At 64.1% G+C, this 20,579-nt stretch carries 22 protein-coding genes; 10 read left to right on the top strand and 12 right to left on the bottom strand.

The annotated features are described in order from the left end of the window. Positions 1-148: 148 nt before the first annotated feature. Positions 149-358 carry a hypothetical protein gene (locus tag NKJ55_RS21490; protein ID WP_023680243.1) on the top strand — a complete coding sequence of 70 codons (210 nt, stop codon included), beginning with the start codon at positions 149-151 and terminating at the stop codon, positions 356-358. A gap of 86 nt (positions 359-444) precedes the next feature. Here the strand turns inward: NKJ55_RS21490 and NKJ55_RS21495 are convergent, their stop codons facing one another. Continuing rightward, complete coding sequence (locus NKJ55_RS21495; protein WP_352451614.1) at positions 445-1,425, bottom strand: GlxA family transcriptional regulator; 981 nt, start codon at positions 1,423-1,425, stop codon at positions 445-447. Between the two features lie 76 nt (positions 1,426-1,501). Here NKJ55_RS21495 and bcoG point away from each other — a divergent pair, with 76 nt between their 5' ends. The 7 genes from bcoG to NKJ55_RS21530 all read left to right on the top strand — a co-directional run bounded on the left by bcoG (position 1,502) and on the right by NKJ55_RS21530 (position 9,537). Then, the gene (gene bcoG, locus NKJ55_RS21500; RefSeq protein WP_352451615.1) at positions 1,502-2,413 is read left to right on the top strand and encodes a 3-dehydrocarnitine:acetyl-CoA trimethylamine transferase BcoG; all 912 of its coding nucleotides are present in this window, start codon (positions 1,502-1,504) and stop codon (positions 2,411-2,413) included. Positions 2,414-2,444: 31 nt separating this feature from the next. Beyond that, entirely contained in the window at positions 2,445-3,074 is a 630-nt protein-coding gene (locus NKJ55_RS21505; RefSeq protein WP_352451616.1) for an HD domain-containing protein, read from the top strand. Then, the gene (locus NKJ55_RS21510; RefSeq protein ID WP_352451617.1) at positions 3,071-4,144 is read left to right on the top strand and encodes a 3-hydroxyacyl-CoA dehydrogenase NAD-binding domain-containing protein; all 1,074 of its coding nucleotides are present in this window, start codon (positions 3,071-3,073) and stop codon (positions 4,142-4,144) included. The genes NKJ55_RS21505 and NKJ55_RS21510 overlap by 4 nt, the downstream gene beginning before the upstream one ends. Positions 4,145-4,148: 4 nt before the next feature. Next, on the top strand, positions 4,149-5,312 hold the full coding sequence (locus NKJ55_RS21515; RefSeq protein ID WP_352451618.1) for an acyl-CoA dehydrogenase family protein: 1,164 nt from the start codon (positions 4,149-4,151) through the stop codon (positions 5,310-5,312). A gap of 201 nt (positions 5,313-5,513) precedes the next feature. Continuing rightward, entirely contained in the window at positions 5,514-7,592 is a 2,079-nt protein-coding gene (locus NKJ55_RS21520; protein WP_352451619.1) for an acetate--CoA ligase family protein, read from the top strand. Beyond that, on the top strand, positions 7,585-8,367 hold the full coding sequence (locus NKJ55_RS21525) for a carnitinyl-CoA dehydratase (RefSeq protein WP_352451620.1): 783 nt from the start codon (positions 7,585-7,587) through the stop codon (positions 8,365-8,367). The genes NKJ55_RS21520 and NKJ55_RS21525 overlap by 8 nt, the downstream gene beginning before the upstream one ends. A gap of 231 nt (positions 8,368-8,598) precedes the next feature. Further along, complete coding sequence (locus NKJ55_RS21530; protein WP_352451621.1) at positions 8,599-9,537, top strand: alpha/beta hydrolase; 939 nt, start codon at positions 8,599-8,601, stop codon at positions 9,535-9,537. Positions 9,538-9,583: 46 nt separating this feature from the next. On the opposite strand, the gene NKJ55_RS21535 is transcribed toward NKJ55_RS21530, so the two are convergent. The 3 genes from NKJ55_RS21535 to NKJ55_RS21545 form a co-directional block, all read right to left on the bottom strand. After that, complete coding sequence (locus NKJ55_RS21535) at positions 9,584-9,850, bottom strand: hypothetical protein (protein ID WP_352451622.1); 267 nt, start codon at positions 9,848-9,850, stop codon at positions 9,584-9,586. Positions 9,851-9,944: 94 nt separating this feature from the next. Then, positions 9,945-10,730, bottom strand: coding sequence for a DUF899 domain-containing protein (locus NKJ55_RS21540; protein WP_023677589.1), 786 nt, complete (start codon positions 10,728-10,730; stop codon positions 9,945-9,947). 157 nt (positions 10,731-10,887) lie between these two features. Beyond that, the gene (locus tag NKJ55_RS21545; protein ID WP_352451623.1) at positions 10,888-11,442 is read right to left on the bottom strand and encodes an autotransporter; all 555 of its coding nucleotides are present in this window, start codon (positions 11,440-11,442) and stop codon (positions 10,888-10,890) included. 99 nt (positions 11,443-11,541) lie between these two features. Here NKJ55_RS21545 and NKJ55_RS21550 point away from each other — a divergent pair, with 99 nt between their 5' ends. Next, positions 11,542-12,288, top strand: coding sequence for a GntR family transcriptional regulator (locus NKJ55_RS21550; protein ID WP_352451624.1), 747 nt, complete (start codon positions 11,542-11,544; stop codon positions 12,286-12,288). A gap of 165 nt (positions 12,289-12,453) precedes the next feature. Here the strand turns inward: NKJ55_RS21550 and NKJ55_RS21555 are convergent, their stop codons facing one another. From NKJ55_RS21555 to NKJ55_RS21575, 5 genes are all read right to left on the bottom strand, one after another. Then, on the bottom strand, positions 12,454-14,112 hold the full coding sequence (locus NKJ55_RS21555) for an FAD-binding dehydrogenase (RefSeq protein ID WP_352451625.1): 1,659 nt from the start codon (positions 14,110-14,112) through the stop codon (positions 12,454-12,456). Between the two features lie 55 nt (positions 14,113-14,167). Further along, complete coding sequence (locus tag NKJ55_RS21560; protein ID WP_352451626.1) at positions 14,168-15,154, bottom strand: Gfo/Idh/MocA family protein; 987 nt, start codon at positions 15,152-15,154, stop codon at positions 14,168-14,170. A gap of 181 nt (positions 15,155-15,335) precedes the next feature. Then, positions 15,336-15,911: a YceI family protein gene (locus tag NKJ55_RS21565; protein ID WP_352451627.1), complete on the bottom strand. Its 576-nt coding sequence runs from the start codon at positions 15,909-15,911 to the stop codon at positions 15,336-15,338. A 68-nt stretch (positions 15,912-15,979) separates the two neighbouring features. After that, positions 15,980-16,558: a cytochrome b gene (locus NKJ55_RS21570; RefSeq protein ID WP_352451628.1), complete on the bottom strand. Its 579-nt coding sequence runs from the start codon at positions 16,556-16,558 to the stop codon at positions 15,980-15,982. A gap of 60 nt (positions 16,559-16,618) precedes the next feature. Further along, complete coding sequence (locus NKJ55_RS21575; RefSeq protein WP_352451629.1) at positions 16,619-17,509, bottom strand: LysR family transcriptional regulator; 891 nt, start codon at positions 17,507-17,509, stop codon at positions 16,619-16,621. A 105-nt stretch (positions 17,510-17,614) separates the two neighbouring features. Between NKJ55_RS21575 and NKJ55_RS21580 the strand changes: the two genes are divergently transcribed. Further along, entirely contained in the window at positions 17,615-18,610 is a 996-nt protein-coding gene (locus tag NKJ55_RS21580) for an aldo/keto reductase (protein ID WP_352451630.1), read from the top strand. Positions 18,611-18,873: 263 nt separating this feature from the next. Here the strand turns inward: NKJ55_RS21580 and NKJ55_RS21585 are convergent, their stop codons facing one another. From NKJ55_RS21585 to NKJ55_RS21595, 3 genes are all read right to left on the bottom strand, one after another. Further along, on the bottom strand, positions 18,874-19,476 hold the full coding sequence (locus tag NKJ55_RS21585; RefSeq protein WP_352451631.1) for a nucleotidyltransferase family protein: 603 nt from the start codon (positions 19,474-19,476) through the stop codon (positions 18,874-18,876). 108 nt (positions 19,477-19,584) lie between these two features. Next, complete coding sequence (locus tag NKJ55_RS21590; protein WP_352451632.1) at positions 19,585-19,887, bottom strand: hypothetical protein; 303 nt, start codon at positions 19,885-19,887, stop codon at positions 19,585-19,587. A gap of 96 nt (positions 19,888-19,983) precedes the next feature. After that, positions 19,984-20,568 (bottom strand): prolyl hydroxylase family protein, encoded by a 585-nt coding sequence (locus NKJ55_RS21595; protein WP_352451633.1) that lies wholly within the window; start codon positions 20,566-20,568, stop codon positions 19,984-19,986. Between the last annotated feature and the right edge of the window lie 11 nt (positions 20,569-20,579).

Below are 20,579 nucleotides of genomic sequence, written 5' to 3' on the forward strand. Positions count from 1 at the left end.
GGAACGATCGTGCCCAAGATGGGCGGCGGCGGACAAAACTTTGCCCGGCATCGCCCATCAATCGCCTCGCTCTTGCCTTCAAACAGCCGTCACGAACCTCCTATAGTGTGGTTCGTGGCGGGATTCAGAAGGAAGGAGGCGAAACGATATGCAGCACGAACGCGAAATCGACGCCCTGCTCTCATCTGGCGAGGCTGGATCGATCATCGACCGGCTGATGGCGCTGCCGCACCCGAAACAAGGTGCGCTGAGTGCAAACGAATGGGATCGCGCGGTCGCCAGCCGGTTCGAGACCCATCTTGCGAGACAGATGCGCTCGCAGATCGACGGCAGCAGCGACCGCCAGGACGCTGCCTGATCTACCTTTGCCTATGCATGTCGTTATCCCAAAACCGCTACGCACCCTCGGGTCAAGCCCGTGGCCAAGCTTTTGGGCGACATGCATTATCCCCGACGCAGTCTGACCGGCGCTTCGCCGAACGCTCTTGAAAACGCTCTGGAAAATGCCGCGGCGGACGAAAACCCCGTTCGCCCGGCAATGTCCGCCATGGCGATGCGCGTGTCGACCACCAGCCGGCGCGCGGCGCCGAGGCGCAGCCTGAGGTAATAAGCGCCGGGCGTTTCGCCGATCGACTTGCGAAAGATGCTTTCCAGCGTCCGTGCCGTCACCCCGGCGCGCTTTGCCACGGCGGCGATAGTCAGCGGCTGGTCGACATGCGCTTCCATCAGCCGAATGGCTTGCGCCAGCCTGGGATCGTAGCCGTCGAGACGGCCGAGCGAGACCAGCGGTTGCGCGTCCGTCGCGGCGCGCGCCTGGTCGTAGATGAAGACGCTCGCGACATCTAGCGCCACGGCCATGCCGAGCCGCGTGCGGATCAGATGCAGCATCAGGTCGAAGGTCGGCGAGGCGCCGCCGGTGGTGAACACCGGGCCATCGATGACGTAGCGGTCGGGGCGCACGTCGACGCCGGGAAAGGCCGACGAGAAATCCTCCATGTCCTCCCAGTGGGTGGTGGCGCTGCGCCCCTCCAGTAGACCCGCGCGGGCAACCAGCCAGGTGCCGGCCTCGACGCCGCCGCAGGCGCGTGCCGCGCGCGCCGCCCGGCGCAGTCCGGACAGCAGGGCCGATGTGGCGTAGTTCTGCGTGCCGAAGCCGGCGACGACGACCAGCATATCGGTTGTGTCAGCCGCATCGAAGCGGCCGCTGACCGCCACCGGCAGGCCGCATGTGGTGACCGGCGCCTCGCCTGTCACCGAGACCAGCCTGAAATCGAACAGCGTCTCACCGGCAATGCGGTTGGCGGCGCGCAACGGATCGACGGCCGAGGCGACGCACATGATCGACGAGCCGGAGAATACCAGCAGCGTTACCTTGAGCGGCAAACGCTCGGCCCGAAAGATCGTCGGTTTTTCGTTTTTGGTCACACGATCTTCGTAAAACGCAAAACAGTTTCCGGCAAGTCAGGCATTCTTGCCCTACGTTCTATTGGGAGAGAGTCCGATGCCGTTAGCGATGAACCGTGAGGTTTTCATTACCTGTGCCGTGACCGGGTCCGGCGGTTCGCAGGACCGCAGCCCGCATGTGCCGCGCTCGCCCAGAGAGATCGCCGATTCGGCCATCGAGGCGGCAAAGGCGGGTGCGGCGATCGTGCACTGCCACGTGCGCGATCCCGAGACCGGCAAGCCTAGGCGCGACGTGCATCTCTATCGCGAAGTAACCGAGCGCATCCGCGCGGCGGACGTCGACGTGGTGCTGAACCTGACCGCCGGCATGGGGGGTGACATGGTATTCGGCCCGCCGGAGAAACCGCTGCCGCTGAACGAAAAAGGCACGGACATGGGCGGCGCGAGCAACCGCATGGAACATGTGCGCCAGTGCCTGCCGGAAATCTGCACGCTCGATTGCGGCACCATGAATTTCGCCGAGGCCGATTATGTCATGACCAATACGCCCGGCATGCTGCGTGCCATGGGCGGCATGATGACGGCGCTCGGCGTCAAGCCGGAGATCGAGGCCTTCGACACCGGGCATCTGTGGTTCGCCAAGCAATTGGTCGAGGAAGAAGTGCTGAAGCCGGACGCGCTGGTGCAATTGTGCATGGGCGTGCCGTGGGGCGCGCCGGACGACCTCAACACCTTCATGGCCATGGTCAACAATGTACCGTCGACCTGGAACTGGTCGGCCTTTGCCATTGGCCGCAACCAGATGGCCTATGTCGCGGCCGCGGTGCTGGCCGGCGGCAATGTCCGCGTCGGACTGGAGGATAATCTCTGGCTCGACAAGGGCGTGCTGGCGACCAATGCGCAGCTGGTCGAGCGGGCGGTCAGCATCGTGTCGAATATGGGCGCCAGGGTCATCGGCCCGGACGAAGTCCGCAAGAAGCTGAACCTGACGAAGCGCGCACCGCTTTGAAAAGCCGGTAGCCGGTTGGGAGGAGCCGCTGATGAAGACCGTGAAATTCACCGCCATGAAGGACGGCGACCGCGAGGACTATGCCTTCCTCACCGAGCACGAGATCGACTATGCGGCAAAGACCGGCGAGCGGCTGCTCGACGCGCTCGTCCAGCTTGATGCGGGCCTCTCGGGCTACAAGATCACCCGGCTCGGCCATTCACTGCAAGCGGCAACACGGGCCTGGTGCGACGGCGCCGACACCGACTGGATTGCCTGCGCCTTGCTGCACGATATCGGCGACATCTACGCGCCCTATAACCACGACGAGTATGCGGCGTCGATCCTGAAACCTTTTGTGCGCGAGCAATGCACCTGGGTGGTGGAGAAGCACGGCGATTTCCAGCGCCTCTATTACGCCCACCACCTCGGCGGCAATCCACACGCCCGCGACCGTTTCGCCGGGCACATCTACTTCGACGATTGCGATGAGTTTTGCGAACGCTGGGATCAGTCGAGCTTCGACCCGGATTACGAGACATTGCCGATCGATTTCTTCCGGCCCTTCCTGCTCGAAGTGTTCGCGCGCAAGGCCTATGACGCGTCCGTGATCCGTGCCGGCGAGCGCGTCGCCCTCACCGACCCCGCAACAGCCAGGACAAGAACCGGAGCCTCCGCATGAGCATCATCAACAAGGCGGCCGCCATCGGCGGCGGCGTCATCGGCGCCGGCTGGGTGGCGCGGCTGCTGCTCAACGGCATCGACGCGTCGATCTTCGATCCCGACCCCGAGGCGTCACGCAAGGTCGGCGAGGTGATGAAGGGAGCGCGACGCGCCTACAAGCAGATGCTGCCCGGCGGCCTGCCGAAGGAGGGCAAGCTTACCTTCGCCAAGACGATCGCCGAGGCGGTGGCAGACGCCGACTTCATCCAGGAAAGCGTGCCGGAGCGGCTCGACCTGAAGCACCGCGTGCTGGCCGAGATCGACCTTTATGCGCCGGCCAACGCCATTGTCGGATCCTCCACCTCCGGCATCAAGCCGACCGACATGCAGGTGGCGATGAAGAAGCACCCGGAGCGGCTGGTCGTCGGCCATCCGTTCAACCCCGTCTATCTGCTGCCGCTGGTCGAAATCGTCGGCGGCGAACAGACCTTTCCCGAGGCGATCGAAGTCGCCAAGGAGATGTATGCCTCGATCGGCATGAAGCCGGTGGTGATCCGCAAGGAGATCGAAGCGTTCGTCGGCGACCGGCTGCTCGAAGCGGCCTGGCGCGAGGCGCTGTGGCTGGTCAAGGACGGCATCTGCACGGTCGAGGAGCTCGACGACATCATGCGCTACGGCTTCGGCCTGCGCTGGGCGCAGATGGGCATGTTCCAGGTCTATCGCGTCGCCGGCGGCGAGGCCGGCATGCGCCACTTCATGGCGCAGTTCGGCCCGTGCCTGAAATGGCCGTGGACCAAGCTGATGGACGTGCCGGAGTTCAACGACGAGCTGGTCGAGCTGATCGCGACCCAGTCGGACGACCAGGCGCACGGTCTGTCGATCCGCGATCTCGAGAAGATCCGCGACGACAATCTGGTCGCCATCATGGAGGCACTGTCGAAGCAGAACAAAGGCAAAGGTTGGGGTGCCGGCGCCCTGCATAAGGACTACACCAGGCAGTTGGCCAAGCTTGCGGCGAAGAAGCCCACCGCCTCCAAGGCGGCCGAAAAGGCCAAGGCTGAAAAGCCGAAGAAAAGGAAGAAAGGCTGAGACCATGGATTTTGGTCTTTCGGAGGAGCAGAAGCTCATCGTCGAGACGACGCGGGCCTTCGTCGAGAACGAGCTTTACCCGCATGAGCGCGAAGTGGAGCGTACCGGCGTGCTGCGCCGCGAGCTGATCGAGGAGATCAAGGCCAAGGCGATCGAAGCCGGCCTCTATGCCGCCAACATGCCGGCCGATGTCGGCGGCGCCGGGCTCGATACGGTGACCTGGCTGCTCTATGAAAAGGAACTCGGCCGCGCCAATTACGCGCTGCATTGGACCTGCGTGGCGCGGCCTTCGAACATCCTTCTCGCCGGCACGCCGGAGCAGCGCGAAAAATATCTGTTTCCCTGCATTCGCGGCGAGAAATGGGATTGCCTGGCAATGACCGAGCCGGGCGCCGGCTCCGATCTGCGCGGCATGAAGGCAACCGCCGTGCAAGACGGCGACGACTGGGTGCTGAACGGCACCAAGCATTTCATCAGCCACGCGGACCTCGCCGATTTCGCCATCGTCTTCATGGCCTCGGGTGAGGAAGAGTCTTCGCGTGGCAAACGCAAGAAGATCACCGCCTTTTTCGTCGACAAGGGCACCAAGGGTTTCACCGTTCGCGACGGCTACCGCAACGTCTCACATCGCGGCTACACCAATGCCATCCTCGAATTCGACGATTGCCGGTTGCCGGCCAGTCAGGTTCTGGGCGAGGTCCACAAAGGCTTCGACGTCGCCAATTCATGGCTTGGCGCGACGCGCCTGCAGGTCGGCGCCACCTGCCTCGGCCGCGCCGAGCGGGCGCTTGGCCACGCCGTCGAATACGCCGCGCAGCGCCAGCAGTTCGGCCAGCCGATCGGCAAGTTCCAGGGCGTGTCGTTCAAGCTCGCCGACATGGCGACCGAGCTGAAGGCCGCCGACCTGATGGTGTTCGAAGCTGGCTGGAAGTACGATCAGGGCACCGTTACCGACCAGGACATGGCGATGGCCAAGCTGAAGGCCACCGAGATGCTTGCCTTCGTCGCCGACGAGGCGATCCAGATCCATGGCGGCATGGGGCTGATGGACGATTTGCCGCTTGAGCGCATCTGGCGCGACGCCCGCGTCGAGCGCATCTGGGAAGGCACTTCGGAAATCCAGCGCCACATCATCTCGCGGGCGCTGCTGCGCCCGTTCGGGGGCTGAACAGCGCAATGTCTGCATTCCTTCGCGCCCCCCTTTGTCCTATCGGACATCTCCCCCTCAAGGGGGGAGATCGGCCGCCATTTCTGATTTCGCCAATTGTCGCCGTTGCATGCCTCGGGCCGGCGGCCCAACTGCCAATCTCCCCCCTTGAGGGGGAGATGCCAAGTTTTGGCAAAGAGGGCAGGGCAGAGGGGGGTCTTCGTGCACAAACTTGAACGTCTTTTGCGCCCACGAACGATCGCGGTCTTCGGTGGCGCGCAGGCTGCCGCCGTCGTCGCGCAATCGATCAAGATGGGCTTTGCCGGCGAGATCTGGCCGGTGCATCCGAGCAAGGCCGAGGTCGCCGGCCGCAAGGCCTATCGCTCGGTGGCCGAATTGCCCGGTGCGCCGGATGCCGCTTTCGTCGGCGTCAACCGGCACTTGACCATCGAAGTGGTCAAGGCACTGGCCGAGCGCGGCGCCGGCGGTGCGGTCTGCTTCGCCGCCGGCTTCCTCGAAACCGAGGCCTATGACGAGGACGGCGAGCGGCTGCAGGCCGAGCTGGTCGCGGCGGCGGGCCAAATGCCAATCATCGGGCCGAACTGCTACGGGCTCATCAACTATGCCGACGGCGCGCTTTTGTGGCCCGACCAGCATGGCGGCATCAGGCTGCCAGAAGGCGGTCGCGGCGTTGCCATCATCACCCAGTCGTCGAACATCGCCATCAATATGACGATGCAGAAGCGCGGCCTGCCGATCGCCTTTCTGATGACCGCTGGCAACCAGGCGCAGACCGGGCTTTCCGAAATGGCGCTCGGCCTGATCGAGGACGACCGTGTCACCGCGCTCGGCTTGCATATCGAGGCTTTCGATTCGGTAGCCGGCTTCGAAAGGCTGGCGGCACGGGCGCGCGAGCTGAAAAAGCCTGTCATCGCCATGAAGGTCGGCCGCTCCGAGCAGGCGCGGCAGGCGACCGTTTCCCATACCGCGTCGCTGGCCGGCTCGGACGCAGCGTCCGGCGCCTTCCTGAGGCGGCTCGGCATCGCCCGCATCGATTCGATCCCGGCCTTCATCGAGGCGCTCAAGCTGCTGCACGTCACCGGCCCCCTGCCCGGCTACCGGCTGTCGTCGATGAGCTGTTCGGGCGGCGAGGCGTCGGTGATGGCCGACAGCGCCGAAGGCCGCTGGGTGACGTTTCCGCCACTCACCCCCGAGCACCGCGCGCATGTCAAATCGACGCTCGGGCCGCTGGTCGCGGTGGCCAACCCGCTCGACTACCACACCTTCATCTGGAACAACGAGCCAGCGATGACCGCCACCTTCACCGCGATGGTGTCGGGCGGCTTCGACCTCAACATGCTGGTGCTCGATTTCCCGCGCCCCGACCGCTGCTCGGACACCGACTGGTGGGCGACGCTGCGCGCCTTCGAAGTGGCGCTGAAGACCAACAGCGCGCAAGGCGCGATCGTCTCCTCGCTGCCGGAGAACCTGCCCGAGGAATACACTGCCGGCCTTATGGCGCGGGGCATGGTGCCGCTGTTCGGCATCTCCGAAGCCATTGACGCCGCCCAGGCGGCGGCCTTCATCGGCTGGGCCTGGCGCGAGCCGCAGGCGCAGCCGATCGACACTTCGGCGTCCGGCGCGCCGGCCGGCGACCATGTCACGCCGGACGAGGCCGAGGCGAAGGCGCGGCTCATCGAGGCCGGGCTCCCCGTGCCGAAGGGCGAGCGCGCCGGCAACGCGGTCGAAGCTGTCATCTCCTCGATGGCGCTCGGCTTCCCGGTGGCGCTGAAGGCCCTTGGCGTCATCCACAAGTCCGAGCTCGACGCGGTCCGGCTCAATTTGAGGGATGCCGAATCCGTCAGCACCGCCGCCCACGATCTCGGCCCGCTCGGCACGGGCCTTTATGTCGAGCGCATGGTGCGCGACGGCGTCGCCGAGCTGCTCGTCGGCTTCACCCGCGACCCGATGTTCGGCGCCGTGATGACGCTCGGCACCGGCGGCGTGCTGGTCGAGCTGTTGCGCGACAGCGTCACGCTGATGCTGCCGGCGACCCGCGACGATATCGAGGCCGCTTTGCGCGGGCTGAAACTGTTCCCGCTGCTCGACGGCTATCGCGGTCGGCCGAAGGCCGATGTCGCGGCGGCAATCGACGCGATATCGGGCATTGCCGCTTTCGTGCTGCAAAACGCCGGCGAGATCGAGGAACTCGACATCAATCCGCTGATCGTCTGCACCGAAGGCAAGGGCGCCTGGATCGCCGATGCGCTGCTGGTGCATGGAGACAAGAAGAATGTCTGAAATCATTTCGACCCGCCGCGAAGGCGCTGTCCTCGAAGTCACGCTCGACCGGCCCAAGGCCAATGCCATCGACCTGAAGACGTCGCGGCTGATGGGCGAGACTTTCAAGGCGTTTCGCGACGATCCCGACTTGCGCGTCGCCATCGTCAAGACCGCCGGTGACAAGTTCTTCTGCGCCGGCTGGGACCTGAAGGCTGCGGCCGGCGGCGACGCCGTCGACGGCGACTACGGCGTCGGCGGCTTCGGCGGGCTGCAGGAACTGCGCGACCTCAACAAGCCGGTGATCGCCTGCGTCAACGGCATGGCGGTCGGCGGCGGCTTCGAACTGGCGCTATCCTGCGACCTCATCTATGCGTCGGATCACTCCTCCTTCGCCCTGCCCGAAATCCGTGCCGGCACGCTGGCCGATGCGGCGACGATCAAGCTGCCGAAGCGCATCCCCTACCATGTCGCCATGGACCTTCTGCTCACCGGCCGCTGGATGGATGTCGCCGAGGCGCATCGCTGGGGCCTGGTCAACGAGGTGCTGCCCAAGGAAAGACTGGAGGACCGCGTCTGGGAGATCGCGCGGCTGCTTGCCAGCGGCCCGCCGCTGGTCTTCGCCGCGATCAAGGAGACGGCCCGGGTCGCAGAATCGCTGACGTTCCAGGACGCCATGAACCGGGTGACGCGCCGGCAACTGTCGACGGTTGACGCACTCTACGGCTCGGAGGACAATCTCGAGGGCTTTCGCGCCTTTGCCGAGAAGCGCGATCCGGTGTGGAAGGGGAAGTAGTGGTATTGCAGGAATGATGGCGCTCACCCCCCTCTGTCCTGCCGGACATCTCCCCCTCAAGGGGGGAGATCGGACGTCATCATCGCTTTCGCCAATTGTCGACGCCGGAGAAAAGGCGGTTTCGCCGAAGCTGCCGATCTCCCCACTTGAGGGGGAGATGCCAAGTGGTGGCAAAGAGGGCAGGCCAGAGGGGGGTGTTCAGGCGGATTCATTGCGATCCATTCAGCGCCCATGACCGACTACAAAACCCTCATCGACGCCGAGACCTGGGCCTTCATCGAGCGGACCAATTCTTATTATCCGCCCGATACGATCGACTACACCGTCGCCGAGCAGCGCGAGATCTATAACCGGATGTGCCGCGAGTTCTTTGCCGGCTATCCCCAAGGCGTCACGGCGGAAACCACCGCCATTGCCACACCCTGGCACATCCCGATCCGCGTCTACCGCGCTCCGGCGCCGGAAGCTTCGGCGATGGTGCTTTATTTCCATGGCGGCGGTTTTATCCTCGGCGGGCTCGACAGCCATGACGACCTCTGCGCCGAGCTTTGCAGCCGCACTGGCTACGAAGTGGTTTCGGTCGACTACCGGTTGGCACCGGAACACCTTCATCCGGCCGCCTTCGACGATGCCATCAGCGCCTTCGAATGGGCGGCGGCGACTTACGAGCGTCCTGTCCTGCTCTGCGGCGACAGTGCCGGCGGCAATCTCGCCGCCGCTGTCAGCCACGCAACGCGCGGCCATGCGCGCAAGCCGATCGGCCAAATTCTGGTCTATCCCGGCCTCGGCGGCGACAGCTCCGCCGGTTCCTACGTCACCCACGCGGAAGCGCCGATGCTTACCGCGCGCGACCTCGTTTTCTACAGGGACATCAGGACCGGTGGCGAGGATCGCACCGGCGATCTCACTCTGTGGCCGCTCGCCGACGCCGAGTTCGCCAATCTGCCGCCCACCGTCGTGATCACCGCTGAATGCGACCCGCTGTCGTCGGACGGCGAAGCCTATCGCGACCGCATCGTTGCCGCGGGCGGGCGCGCCTGGTGGTTCGAGGAGCCGGGGCTGGTGCATGGCTATTTGCGCGCCAGGCACACGGCCGGCCGCGCCCGCTCGAGCTTTACCCGGATTGTCGATGCGGTAGCGGTTTTGGGAAGGGGCGAGTGGATCTGGTGAGGGACGTCTTCCCGACCAGAACGGGCCTTTGTCGGCCGGTACAGCTCTATTTGCGGCGGCGTCGCCGGCCGGAAACCTGCTTCAGCCAAGGTCCTAAATGAAAGCCGCTCATCAGCAGGTACATCGGGACCATGCCGCCCAGCGGTGACGCCTCTTGCCCGGTCGAGCACATCATGTCCGGCGCTCCGCCGAGAAGCGTCAGCAGCGCCATGGTTGCGAAGGTCGGCGCGGCCGCTAAGGACAGCCAGTCGGCTGCACTATGGCCGGCCGGGCTCGCATCGCCGGTGGATCCGCCTGCATGAATCTCGCTCATGTCCGTAGTCCTACATAGCGAGCGGGATGCGGTCGAACCGTGCATCCCGCTCCTCCAATTGTCCTGGCCGCATTTCCGCGACGCCAAAGACGTTCTATTCGGTGCGGTTCCGGAACGCGGCCTCTCCGGCGTCCGACACCTCGACCCACTTTTTGTCGGGAACGGCTTCGGCGCCGTAATTGTCGTGCCAGTTCCACCACTTGTACGTCGGCGTCTGCGGATAGCCCTCGGGCGAATCCTCCCAAACCTCCTGGCGGCCGAGCGGCGACAGGTCGAGATAGCTCCATACGGTCCCCATCGCCTCGTCACCGCGGTTGTTGATGAAGTAGGTACGGAACACGCGATCACCGTCGCGGATGAACACGTTGTGGCCGTGCCATTCGTCAACGCCGAAATCGGCATCGAAGCTGTCGGTGATGGTGTACCAGGGCATCTTCCAGTCCATCCGCGCCTTCAGCCGCGCAATGTCGGCCTGCGGTGCGCGCGAGGCGTAGGCAAGCGTGGTGTCGCGGGCGTTCAGATGGGCAAGATTGCCGACCTGGTCCGCCCCCAGCGAACAGCCGCGGCAAGCGTGGTCGGGCCAGCCGAATACGCCGGGCTCGAAGAAGGCGCGGTAGACGATCAGTTGACGGCGGCCCTCGAACAGGTCGAGCAGGCTCACCTTTCCGTCAGGCCCTTCGAACGTATATGTCTTCTCCACCGCCATCCACGGCATCCGCCGGCGCTCGGCGGCCAGTGCGTCGCGAGCCCGGGTCACGGTCTTCTCTTTCACGAGCAGTTGCTGGCGCGCGGCCTCCCACGCGTCAGGCGAAACGACCGGTGGTGTCTTCATCGCGAGCCGCGTCGTCTGCTCGCCTGTGCCATTCTGATGTGCCGTCATTGTGCATCTCCCTTGCTGGTTTGTCGCCGCAGGCGCGACGTGTTGGGTCGTGAGCCAAGATAGGGGCGATAGCGGATTGGCGAGAGTGACAAGTGTGACGCGATTCCGACGGGTCCGCTGATCACGGCCAATTTCGCCGCCCGCGACGCCCCTGCGCTCATTCGTGCCCGGACTGCTGAATGGGCCGAGCGCCGGCCAGATAGCGGTCATTGTCAAACGGCTCGGCCTGGTTGCTGTCCGCGCTCCACAGCTGCCGGTGGGTTCGTGTGAGATCGCCGAGATAGACATGCAGCGCACCCGATCGCGCACTGCCCGTATTCGCAACCGCATGAACGGTATTTGACGCCATGTGCACCACGGCAGGCGCTGCGATGTCCTGCCTTTCGGGAACATCGAGTTCGCTGCCGGCAACGGGATAGATGAAGTTCGTCTCGCTGCCCTTGTAGATGCCGATCAAGGCATCCATCAGGTGGTTGTGAGGCGGGTACTGCAGGCCGGGCGACAGAGTGATGTGATAGATCGTCAGGTTCGGACTCGCATGCAGAAGCACCTCGTCGTCGTCTTCTTCGTGAGCGAGTGTTCCCGATGCGTGAAAGCGGTTGGTGTAGTCGCCCAGGACCGTCCTTACCGCTTCGAGGGGATCCGGCCCCTTCGCGGCATTGACGATATCATCGGCAACGGCGTAGAGAGGCGAGTTGGCGGGTAAAGGCATATCAGTTATCCTCCCTGAGATGCTCAGATCATCACTCTGAGATGCTCACGCTAGCGAATGCTGATGCCAGCGTCAACGGGACAGCCAGACGGACGGAATATGAAAACGACGAAGTTGACCGCCGAACCGGCAAGGCCGGCCACGGTCGAGGCGACAGCACTGTCAGCCGCCGACGTCCTTCGCAGGGAACAGGCATATGAGCAGCTGAGGAACGACATCATTGCCTGCGTGTTGCGCCCCGGCGAAGCGCTGACGGAGAAACAGATCGGTGATCGGTACCAGATCAAAAAGGCGACGATCCGCGCGGCGCTGGCTCGTCTGATGCAGGAAGGTCTGGTCAGGAGCGAGCCGCGCCGCGGCTACGTCGTTGCTACGCTCAGCCTGCGGGATGTCAACGAGATCTTCGATGTCCGCAGCTTGATCGAGCCGGAAGTGTTCAGGGTGGCGGCATCGAACATGACCGAGCGCGGGCTCGAGGATGTCAGGCTGGCAGCGCAAAAAGTGCTGAAGCCGCAGACGCTACGCAGCCACGTCGCCTTCCTTGCGGCCGACCGTACCTTTCGTCTGGCCCTTGCGGAGCTCTCGGGAAATTTACGACTGGCGCATCTCCTGGACCAGATACTCGACCAGTCGGCGCGGGTTCTCCACCTCGGCTTCAAGTCTCGCGACTTCACCCAGTTGATCATCGCCCAGCAAAAGGAGCTGGTCCTTGCCTGCGAGGCAGGCGAGGTTTCCGCCATCGTCAAACTTGCCCGTTCGCAGTGCCTGTCTCTCAAGAAGCAGGTGCTCGAGGCTTTGCTTGCCGGTTCCAAGCTTCAAGACGTCAATTTGCAGCCCTTCGCCTAGAGCCGGTTCCGGTTCTCCTGGAACCGGTAACCCGCTCTAACTATCTGTTTTGCCGCATTTATGCGGACGCCAAATGATTCCATTTGGCTGCAAAATGCTCTAAGGGAAGTTGGCCACTCGGTGCGACCCGCCACCTTGGCGCAACGGCCGCCGGTGGGCCTTGTTTCACCCCACCGCGCGTGCCGCCGCCCGTCCGGCACTTCGGCCGGAAAAGATGCAGCCGCCGAGAAACGTGCCTTCGAGCGCTGCATAGCCGTGCATGCCGCCGCCGCCGAAACCGGCGGCCTCGCCCGCCGCGTACAGCCCCTCGACTGGTTGGCCGCCGGCGCCCAGCACGCGGCTGTCGAGGTCAGTCTCCAGCCCACCGAGCGTCTTGCGGGTCAGGATGCTGAGCCTGACGGCAATCAGCGGGCCATTGGCGGGATCGAGCAGCTTGTGCGGTCTTGCGGTGCGGATCAGCCGGTCGCCGAGATAGGCTCGCGCGCCGCGCAACGCAGTAATCTGCATGTCCTTGGAGAACGGATTGTCGAGCTGCCGGTCGCGGGCGCGGATTTCGCGCTCAACCTGCGCCAGTTCGAGCAGCGGCTCGCCGCCGGCCACTACGTTCATGCGGGCGACCAGCGCCGGCAAATCAGGCTCGACGATGAAATCCTCGCCCTTCTCCATGAACGCCTTGACCGGCGCGGCCACGCCGCTGGTGGCGCGTCCGAGCACCTGGCGCCAGCTCTTCGCCGTCAGATCGGGGTTCTGCTCGGAGCCCGACAGCGCGAACTCCTTCTGGATGATCTTTTTGGTCAGGATGAACCAGGAATGATCGAAGCCGGTGCTCATGATGTGGCTGAGCGTGGCCAACGTGTCGAAGCCGGGATAGAGCGGGACCGGCAGGCGCTTGCCGCGCGCATCGAGCCACAGCGATGACGGGCCGGGCAGGATGCGGATCGCATGATCGGTCCAGATCGGTGCCCAGTTCCTGACGCCCTCGACATAGTGCCACATGCGATCGCGGTTGATCAGCCGCCCGCCGGCGGCCTCGGCGATCGCCAGCATGCGGCCGTCGACATGATCGGGAACGCCAGTGATCATGCGTTTCGGCGGCGCGCCCATCCGCTTCGGCCAATTCTCCCGGACCAGCTGGTGATTGGCGCCGATGCCGCCGGAGGCGACGATGACGGCCTGCGCCTTCAGCTCGAAATCGCCGGTGATCTCGCGCGAGCTCTTGCGGCCGCGCTCGGCATCGCTCGCCGCCAATAGGTCGCCGCGCACGCCGTTGACGACGCTGCCCGTCCGCGTCAATTCGTTGACCCGGTGACGGAATTTGAAGCGGATCAGCCCGCGCTTCTCGGCCTCGCGTACGCGCTGCGCGAACGGTTCGAGCACGCCAGGGCCGGTGCCCCAGGTGATGTGGAAGCGCGGCACCGAATTGCCGTGGCCGACGGCATTGCCGCCGCCGCGCTCGGCCCAGCCGACCACCGGAAAGAATTTCAGGCCGCGCTGCATGAGCCAGGAACGGTTCTCGCCGGCGGCGAAGCCGAGATAGGCCTCGGCCCAGCGGCGCGGCCAGAGATCTTCCGTGCGGTCGAAGGCTGCGGTGCCCAGCCAGTCCTCGAGCGCCAGCTCATACGAATCGCGGATGCGCATGCGCCGTTGTTCGGGCGAATCGACAAGGAAGATGCCGCCGAGCGACCAGAATGCCTGGCCGCCAAGCGACTGTTCCGGCTCCTGCTCGAGGATGATGGTCTTCTTGCCGGCCGCAGACAGTTCGGCCGCCGCGACAAGGCCGGCAAGACCGGCGCCGACAATGATCACATCCGCATCGTCGGACATCTATTTGGCCATGATCTTGTACAAAAACCGGTCCAGTTGTGGGATCACGGCCTGCCTAGACTGCCTCCCAGCCTTCCTTCTCGCCGGCGCGGAAGATGGCATCGATGACCTTCTGGTTGAGCACCGATTCTTCCAGGGTGAAGACGCGGTCCTTGCCGCCCTGCGCAGCCCGCGCGAAGGCCTCGACTTCCAGCCGGTATTGCTGCGTGCCGGGAAAGCGGAACACCTGCGCCTCGCTGTGGTTCTGGTTGTGCAGTTCGACGCGATGATGGTCGTAGAGTCCGGCGTTGAACGGTGAGAACACCTCGATGAAGCCCTTCTCGCCGTGGAAGATCATCACCTGGCGTGCCGCCATCTGCGTCGACAGGTAAAACGACAGCTCGAAGTCGCCAAAATCAGCGCGGATCGAGGAGTAGATGTCGGTGCCGAACGTCTTGTCGCGCTCGATCGTCGCCTGGACGCGCAGCGGCTCCTTGCCCGTCGAAAAGCGCGTCGACACCGTCGGATAGACGCCGATGTCGGGCAGCGCGCCGCCGCCGAGGTCGAGCTGGTTGCGCATGTTCTTGGGATCGACATTGTAGTAGGAGAACGCGCCCTGGACATGGCGCAGCCGGCCGATGGCGCCGTTGGCGATCAGCTCGCGCACCTTGATCCATTGCGGGTGGTAGACGACCATGAAGGCTTCGCAGACCAGCACTTTGTTGGCATCGCGCAACTTGATCAGCGGCGGAATGTCTTTGGCATCGAGCGCCAGCGGCTTTTCGACCAGAACATGCTTGCCGGCCTCGATCGCCTTGGCCGTCCATTCGACATGCTGCGAGGTCGGCAGCGGAATGTAGACGCCGTCGATGTCGCTGGAGGCGAGCAGCTCCTCATAGGAGCCGAACGCGTGGCGCGCACCGAAGCGTTCGCCCAGCGCCCGCGCTTTCGACAGATCGCGGCTGGCAATCGCGGACAGCACGCCGTTCTCCGCCTCGACGATTGCCGGCAAAAGCTGCTCGCGGCCGATCTTGGCCGTCGACAAAACACCCCATCGGAACATCAGATTTCTCCTCTCGATTGCAGGCCTGGAGGTTTGCCCTAATTCAGGAGAAAAGCCAATGCGGGAGCATGGCGGCGAACAGGGCGATCATCTGCGGCTTGTCCGGATGCCGGCGCTGCCCTTGCGGAACCTGGGTTCCTCGCCCCACGAAGTGGGGAGAGGTGGCTCGGTCCTGCAAAGACTATCCCCGCTTGCCGGTCAGCGTCATGTCGAAATCGACGACGTTGGAGTAAATCGGCGTGCCGACATCCATGCCGTAGCGCGACCGCAGCACCTTGCCGGTGACGTGGAATTTTATCGCGCCCGCCCTGAGGCCGCCGAGCTCGGCCGTGAATTTTTCCTGAAAAGTCTTGCCGCGCGCCGTCAGCCGGCCGGTGACAAGGGCTGACGTGTCGCCGGTGCGTTTGACGCTGGTCGAACGGAACTGGATCTCCGGATTGTTGGCCGCGTCGAAAACAGCGTCCGAGCGGAGAAAGGCATCGATGCGGCTTTGGCCGGTACCGACGCTTTCGGGGAAGATGGTGAAATTGACCTGGGACCGGCCGACATCGCTGTTGTCGATAAGGATACTGCCCTTGAAGCGGGAGAAAGCACCGTCGAGCCCGCCGCCGCCGAGCTTGCCGATGGAGAAATGGATGCTGGAACTCCCCGGGCTGATCGTGTAGCTGCCGGCCGCCTCGCCAAGGGCAACGGCGGCGAAAACAGGCATGGCAAAACAAGCGGCGGCTGCCGCAAATCCGAAGATGCGCGCGTACATGGAAATGGCCCTCTTTGCAGGCAACGCTTTCTTGCGTCCTCGCCCCATCAACGAATGAGCCGTCCGCTCTATTCCCTGTCGTGATGTGACGAAGCCGTGATCATGCGCGTCAGCACGGTATCCCTCAGCCAGAAATGATGGCGCAGCGCTGCGGCGAGATGCAAAGCGACAAGTCCGATGCCCGCATAGGCGAGATACCAGTGCGTCGCTGCCCAGAAGCTTTCTGCCGTGTCCGATTCACCGAGCGGCAGATTGGGCATGACGAACAGATTGAACGGCACGCTCGGGATCTCCAGCACCGAGACCGAGACCAGCGCCCAGCCGGACAACGGCAGAGCGAGCTGAAACGCATAAAGCGCGAGATGGACCAGCGGCGCCATCCGGCGCTCGAACGGGCCGACCGAGCGCGGCAGCGGCGGGGCCGGTCTGCCAAGGCGCCAGGCGATGCGCAGGATGACCAGTCCAAGCAGCAGGAAGCCGAAGGATTTATGCAGCTGGATCAGCTCGAAGGCGGTGCGCTGGCTGGACAGCCGCACCATGACGAGGCCGAGCACGAACTGGCCAATAAAGAGCGCCGCGATCAGCCAGTGAAGGATGATCGCCGTCCAGCCGTAGCCGGCCGTCTGGTTTTTGGGCAGTGCTGACATGGTCGGTGAACGAATGCCAGGTCGGCTTTCTTCCACCTCTCCCTTGTGGGGAGGGTTGGCTTATTCGCCGACCTTGAAAAAATCGACAACGGCCCTGAGCGCCGGCCGCATCTGGCGGCGGCTGGGGTAATAGACGAAGAAGCCGTCGAAGCGCGGGCACCAGTCCTCCAGCACGCGAACGAGCTTGCCGGCGGCGAGCGCGTCGCGGACATAATCCTCGAACACGAAGGCGAGCCCGGCGCCGTCGACTGCGGCGTTGGCAATCAGATGGTCCTCGTCGAGGATCAGCGGCCCTTGCACCGGTATCTCGATCTCCTCGCCGTTTTGCTCGAATTCCCAGCGGTAGAGAATGCCGCTGGAGAAGCGGAAGCGGATGCAGCGGTGAGCGGCGAGATCGCGCGGATGCTGCGGTTTTGGCATGGTCTCGAAGTAGGCTGGCGCGCCGACCACGGCGCCGCGAAGGTCTGGTCCGATGCGCACCGCGATCATGTCGCGCTGCAGGCTCTCGCCCAGTCGCACACCGGCATCGAAGCCGCCCTCGACGACGTCGGTGAAGCGGTCCTCGATGACGATCTCCAGCACGATGTCGGGATAGGCAGCCGCAAAGGCGCTGAGCCTCGGCGTCAGCGCCAGGTGGGCCGCGGTGCGCGGCACGGTCAGCCGGAGATTGCCGGCCGGCCGGTCGCGCGCCTCGATCGCCGATTCCAGCGCCAGGTCGATTTCCGACAGCGCCGGCCTGAGGCGCTCGAGCAGTTGCGCGCCCTCCTCGGTCGGTGCGACGCTGCGCGTGCTGCGCGCCAGAAGGCGCACGCCGAGGTGCGCTTCGAGGCTGGACACCGCGTGGCTGACCGCCGACGGCGCGATTGCCAGTTCCTTGGCGGCGCCGCGAAAACTGCCGCATTGGGCGACCATTGCCAGTACCGCGAGCTGTGAAAGATGGGTTCGCTTCATTGATCTATTTCTTGGAACAGCCCGTACAGATGAGAGCCGATTATCGAACTCAATGCAAGACGCTATCTCTGCCTCATCACAACCATCACAACAAGGAGACACGTGATGCAAACCCGCAAGCTTGGCAATGAACTTGACGTCTACCCGGTCGGCCTCGGCTGCATGGGGATGAGCTTTGCCTATGGTGGCCAACCGGAGGCGGAGGCGATTGCCACGCTGCGCCATGCCGTCGAGATCGGAGTCAATTTCTTCGACACGGCCGAGGTCTATGGCCCTTTCGAGAACGAGATCCTGGTCGGCAAGGCGCTGAAGCCGGTGCGTGACAAGGTGACGATCGCAACCAAATTCGGCTTCAATATCCTCGAAGAAGGCAGCGGCATGGAGCGCATGGCCGGTGTCGATAGCCGCCCGGAGCATGTCAAGGCCGTGGCCGAAGCGTCATTGAAGCGGTTGGATACGGAGGTGATCGATCTCTATTACCAGCACCGCGTCGACCCCAACGTGCCGATCGAGGATACGGTCGGCGCCATGGCCGAGCTGGTGCGCGAGGGCAAGGTGCGGGCGCTCGGCCTGTCGGAGGCGAGTGCGGCGACCATCCGCCGGGCGCATGCCGTGCACCCGATCGCCGCCGTGCAGAGCGAGTATTCACTGTGGAGCCGCGATCCGGAGGGGGAAGTGTTTGCCGTCTGCCGCGAGCTCGGCATCGGCTTTGTCCCCTATAGCCCGCTCGGCCGCGGCCTGCTCACCGGCACGATCGCCAAGCCCGATGTTCTCGGCGCCGACGACTGGCGCCGCGGGTTGCCGCGCTTCCAGGCCGACGCCATGGCGGCCAATGCGGCGGTCGTCGCCGTGCTGGAAAAGATGGCCGCCGGGAAGGGCGTGACGCCGGCGCAGCTGGCGCTCGCCTGGGTGCTGCATCAGGGCGACTTCATTGTCCCGATCCCTGGTGCGCGAAAAATGCGCCATCTGGAGCAGAATACGGCGGCAGCCGATATCGTGCTGAGCCAGGCCGAGGTGGCATCCATCGGCGACGCCCTGTCGCCGGAAAAGGTGGTCGGCAAGCGCTATACCGAGGAGCTGCTGGCGCTGGTCAACGGGTGAACGGCAAGCGACGGCGTAATCGAAACGGGGCGTTTCGGCACCCCCCTTTTTCGTGCGCCGCGCCATGCAAAATAATTGCGAGACGTGGGCGCGAGATACCCCCCTCTGTCCTGCCGGACATCTCCCCCTCAAGATTGGCTGTTCCCGCGCCCTGCCCGCCCTTCCGGCGCCGGTGATTGGCGAAAGCCGAGGCGACATCCGATCTTCCCCCTTGAGGGGGAGATGCCCGGCAGGGCAGAGGGGGTGCCTCGCGCCGACATTTCCTACCAAGGCACGACACTGATCTCCGGCCAGTTCTCCCTGGCACGCGCGCCCTTCATCTCGTGCGTCTGCCGATTATCCAGTGCACGGTTCGGGGTAACGCGAAACGAGAAGATGTCGTCGAGCCCGAACGGCGCCACGAGCGCGAGTTGCCCATCGGTGCCGAATCTAACGCCGACCGCATGGGTTTTCGAAGCGAAATAGGACAGCGCCTCGGCGGACGACGACAGTCTGGGATAGGAACCGCCAAAGCGCGCCTCAAACCACAGATGCACCCGCGCCTGGTTGCGCACTTCGACCGGCAGCGTCAGTCCTTCGAACTGCTTCGCCGCCCGGCGGATGACCGTGTCCTCGGCTTCATAGGACAGATCGCTCTCATCGAAATAGAACAGGTCGACATCGCGGATGCCGTACCCCAAGGGCTTTCCGGTCAGATGATTCCAGACGCTGTTGTAAAGCGCGCCTGAGACGACCAGCCAGTCCGGCAGGCCTAGCACCCGTACCCGCGACAGCGTCTCACCGACCAGCGGATCGGCTGAGACGATATCGAGAAAGACTGCACGCTGTTCCTCGAAGGGCAGCCCTGAATAGCGCAAATGGTCCATCGTCCCTTGGACGGCGATTCGCCATCTGCCGGCAACCCCTCTAGATCCTCAGCGCGCCATCCGTTGTGCAATTATCGGAAAGGGCGTCGTGACGCCCATTTCTGCAGGCTAGTTTCCCTCCCGCCCAAGGCTCATTGTTCGGTCGGTCTCGGACCAGAAGACTGGCTCCTCGATTGACGGCCATTCTTCGCCATACACAAAGCCTTCGATCGCATCTAGCTTTCCTTCAATCTCATCGAAGAACAGCACCATGCCGCAAAGAAGCTGGTCAGGTCCAACGCACGCTACCCGAAGCGAACTGAACACTCGACTCTCAAAGCGCAATTCCGGGGGAACCGATGAGGCAACGATTGTGGTCATGAACCCTACAGGATCGCGGCTGCGGTCTTTGACTTTCAGCGCACGCATCATGTCAGGAGAAACGCCGGCGGAACGGCAGAACTCCTTGACGAAAACACTTCCAGCGGGGTCAGGTGCATTTAGCTCAGCGGCAGAACGGACAGCGTTTCATTGGCGCTTGTACATCACGTCCGTTCGGATGACGTACTTGCGCCCCGACAGCACCTCGTCGCCGCGGTGTTCGATCGGATAATAGAAGGCCAGCGCCATGCCTTTCCTGGGTTTCACCACCAGGCTGGTGCCGGCATAACCCGGCATCTCGCCGCGAAACGAGGTTCCGCCCCCTTCAAATCCATCCGACAGATAGATCATGAAGGTAAACTGGCTGCGCTCCGAGGCATTGCGCTCGAAATAGCCGTCATTGTGCCAATCGAACTTCTGGCCCGGCCCGTAGCGATAGAAGCGGAAACGCTCATTCAGCCCAGTCAGCCGCCAGTCGCCGAGGCCGCGATAGAGCATCGGGCGCGCCCGCGCAAAAAGCAGGTCGGCAAGATCCTCGTCATCAAAAACGACGCGGTCGTTGTTGCGGAGTTCCGTCATCACGCTCGCGCCGCCGGCGCTGTTTACCTTGGCTGCCTCAAAACCACGCCGTTCGCTGTCGGCGATCAGATCGGCGCATTCCTGGTCGTCCAGGAACCCATCGACAGTCCCGATATGCGTTGCCAGCCAGTTGATGGAGAGCTTGTGGTCCATCAGAGCATCCC

The sequence above is a fragment of the Mesorhizobium sp. M0106 genome (assembly GCF_040322715.1).
Classification (GTDB): domain Bacteria; phylum Pseudomonadota; class Alphaproteobacteria; order Rhizobiales; family Rhizobiaceae; genus Mesorhizobium.